At 54.3% G+C, this 265-nt stretch carries 3 tRNA genes; all 3 read left to right on the top strand.

Annotation, left to right across the window (positions count from 1 at the left end):
• The 3 genes from FC32_RS03130 (at position 1) to FC32_RS03120 (ending at position 262) form a co-directional block, all read left to right on the top strand.
• Positions 1–76, top strand: a tRNA-Thr gene (locus tag FC32_RS03130).
• 5 nt (positions 77–81) lie between these two features.
• Positions 82–153: transfer RNA gene (locus FC32_RS03125), tRNA-Gly, on the top strand.
• Between the two features lie 23 nt (positions 154–176).
• Positions 177–262, top strand: a tRNA-Leu gene (locus tag FC32_RS03120).
• Positions 263–265: the final 3 nt, after the last annotated feature.

Below are 265 nucleotides of genomic sequence, written 5' to 3'. Positions count from 1 at the left end.
GCCGACTTAGCTCAGCTGGCAGAGCATCTGATTTGTAATCAGAGGGTCGGAGGTTCGAATCCTCTAGTCGGCACCATTTATGCGGAAGTAGTTCAGTGGTAGAACACCACCTTGCCATGGTGGGGGTCGCGGGTTCGAATCCCGTCTTCCGCTTGATCAGCATAAATGATGATCATGCCGGGGTGGCGGAACTGGCAGACGCACAGGACTTAAAATCCTGCGGTGAGTGATCACCGTACCGGTTCGATTCCGGTCCTCGGCATTT

The organism is Ligilactobacillus apodemi DSM 16634 = JCM 16172 (assembly GCF_001434405.1).
Taxonomy (GTDB): Bacteria; Bacillota; Bacilli; order Lactobacillales; family Lactobacillaceae; genus Ligilactobacillus; species Ligilactobacillus apodemi.
The sequence above is the reverse complement of the archived record's forward strand: the minus strand, read 5'-3'. Positions and strand labels throughout refer to the sequence as shown.